Source organism: Actinomycetota bacterium (assembly GCA_036280995.1).
Taxonomy (GTDB): Bacteria; Actinomycetota; CALGFH01; order CALGFH01; family CALGFH01; genus CALGFH01.
The window spans coordinates 1-2492 of sequence record DASUPQ010000395.1 but is presented as its reverse complement, the minus strand read 5'-3'; the positions used below and the strand labels follow the sequence as shown (position 1 = coordinate 2492).

Sequence of the window (2492 nt, the reverse complement as noted above, 5' to 3'; positions counted from 1 at the left end):
AACCAGCTCATCGACCCGGTCGTGCTGACCGTCCTGGTCGTCGGCGAGCTCGCCGGACGCCGCTGGCCGGATCCGGTGGCCGCCGCCGTCCCCGCGGTCATCGCGGTCGTGCTGCTGTGGGTGAACCTCGGCGGCCTGGCCGTCACCATCGTCCCCGACCTGCAGCCGGCGCTCGCGGACCTGCGCGGCGCGCGGCACTACAGCCCGGAGCCCCTGGCCGGCCGGGCGACGGCGGCCACCCCGCTCCTCTCCGAGGATCCCTACGTGCCGGTATCGCTCGGACAGCGCCCCGTGGTCCTCGACCCGTTCATGCTGCTCCGCATCGGGCGCCGGGACCCGGCGGCGGCGCAGCGGCTGGTCGACCGCATCCGAGCTCAGGAGTTCGAGCTGGTCGTGCTGGTGGTCCCGTTGCAGCCGGTGGACCAGCAGTGGTGGCGTGAGGTCCATTTCGGCAGGGACGTCGCCCAGGCCCTGGCCGACTCCTATGAACCCGACGGTGCCGTCGAAGGCTACCTGCTGTACCGGCCCGCTCCGATGCCCAGATCCGGGGACGCTCGATGAGTGAGATCGGCGAGCGCCGCGCCACGCCAGCCTCCCCGGTCGCATCCGGGCGGGGCCTGGACGGCCGGCTCGTCGTGCTCGCCATCCTGGCCGCCTACTTCGCCCTCGTGGCCCTGCCCCGGGCCCTGCTCGACGTGGACCTCTGGCCGCGCCTGGGCGTTCCCGCCGAGGACACGCTGTTCTACGACGCCAGGAATGTGGCCGCGGCCGCCGACTGCCGGCGGTTGGGCCACGACCCGCTCGTCGACAACCCGTGCGACCCCACCGACCGTCCCATGATCTACCCCCGGCTGTGGCTGCTGCTTCGCTTCCTTGGGCTGCAGCAGTCGCACACGACGCTGTTCGGCGGGGTGGTCGTGCTGCTGTTCCTCGCCTTGGTGCTGTTCCTCGTGGGTCGGTTGACGGTGCGGCAAGGGGTCCTCGTCGCGGCCGCGCTGTGCTCGCCCGCGGTCATGTTCGCCGTGGAGCGGGCGAACATGGACCTGGTCCTGTTCTCGATGATGGTGCTGGCGGTGTTCGCCTGGCAGGCGCGGTCCGCGGCGGTGCAGCTGCTGAGCCCGGCCCTCGTCCTGGTCGCCGCCGCAGCCAAGCTGTACGGGGTGTTCGCGCTGCCGGCGTTCGCCCTCACCGGCCACCGCCGCGGGAGATGGATCGCGGCCGGGTCGCTGGCGCTGCTCGCCGTCTATGTCGCCGCGACCATCGACGACGTCGCCAAGGTCGGCCGGGCCCCCGAGGGAGGGCTCCTGTACTCCTACGGGGCGCGGATCCTCATCGGGCACCTGTACCACCAGGTCGTGCCGGGCGAGTGGCAAGCGGGAACGGTCGTCGCCCAGGCGATCGCCGCGATCCCGTTGCTGGTGCTGCTGTCCGCCGTGTGGGCCTGGGCCCGTCGCCGGCTCGGACCGGGCGGACCGCTGGAGCCGGACGCCCACGGCGGCGCCCTGCTCGCCTTCCATTTCGGCGTCCTCATCTACCTTGGAACGTTCGCGACCCGGAAGAACGGCGACTACCGGCTGGTCTTCCTGCTCCTCACCATCCCCCAGCTGCTGGCATGGGCCTCCTCCACTGTCGGAGCGCCAAGGACGCGGCTCGCCCGAGCCGGATTGGGGACGGTCCTGGCCGCCCTCTGGATTGGGGCGCTGTCGCCGTACATCGGCCCAGCTGACGAGCTCGCCAGCTGGGCCGTCGCCGGCGTGTTCGTCGCCCTGCTGGCGGCGTCGGTGCCTCCCCTTCGCCCCCGTCAAGGCGCCGTGTCGCCGGAGCAGACGCACGGGAGGACTCCGTGAAGATCCTGGTCACGCTCACCTACTACCACCCGCACTGGACCGGGCTCACCGTCATCGCCCAGCACCTGGCGGAGGGCCTGGCCGACCGCGGCCACGCCGTCACCATCCTGGCGTCACAGCACGACCGGGACCTTCCGAGGCGTGAGGAGGTCAACGGCGTCGAGGTGATCCGGGCGCCCTCGCTCGGCCGGGTCAGCCGAACGGCCATCATGCCGTCGTACCCGGCCACGCTGGCGCGCCTCACCGCCGGCTCCGAGATCGTGCACCTGCACACCCCCATGCCCGAAGCCGCCCTCGTCGTGGGCCAGGCGCGGCTGCTCCGCCGGCCCACCCTGGTCACCCACCAGGGCGACGTGGTCATGCCCGGCGGCGCCGCCAACCGGGTGATCCAGCAGGCGATGGACACCAGCCTCGGGCTGGCGATGCGGCTGTCCGACGGCGTCACCGTGCACGCCGCCGACTACGCCCGCCACTCATCCTTCCTGGCTCCCTTCGCCCATCGGATCCAGGGCATCTATCCACCCGTGGTCCTCCCTGCCCCGCGGTCCGCTGCCGTGCGGTCATGGCGTCACCAGCTGGGGCTGGCGGACAGGCCTCTCGTCGGGTTCGCAGGCCGGTTCGTGGAGGAGAAGGGGTTCGATTTCC

General features: G+C 72.3%; 3 protein-coding genes. All 3 read left to right on the top strand.

The features are described 5' to 3' along the window. Positions 1-561, top strand: a 561-nt coding sequence (locus VF468_13125; GenBank protein HEX5879237.1) for a hypothetical protein, incomplete at its 5' end; no start/stop codon positions are given. Beyond that, on the top strand, positions 558-1847 hold the full coding sequence (locus VF468_13120) for a hypothetical protein (GenBank protein ID HEX5879236.1): 1290 nt from the start codon (positions 558-560) through the stop codon (positions 1845-1847). The genes VF468_13125 and VF468_13120, both read left to right, overlap by 4 nt. Then, the coding region (locus VF468_13115; GenBank protein HEX5879235.1) for a glycosyltransferase at positions 1844-2492 on the top strand (649 nt) is incomplete at its 3' end. The genes VF468_13120 and VF468_13115, both read left to right, overlap by 4 nt.

Excerpts from the sequence above, each read along its gene's own strand:
- VF468_13120 (HEX5879236.1), top strand. The coding sequence starts at position 558 with ATGAGTGAGATCGGCGAGCGCCGCGCCACGCCAGCCTCCCCGGTCGCA.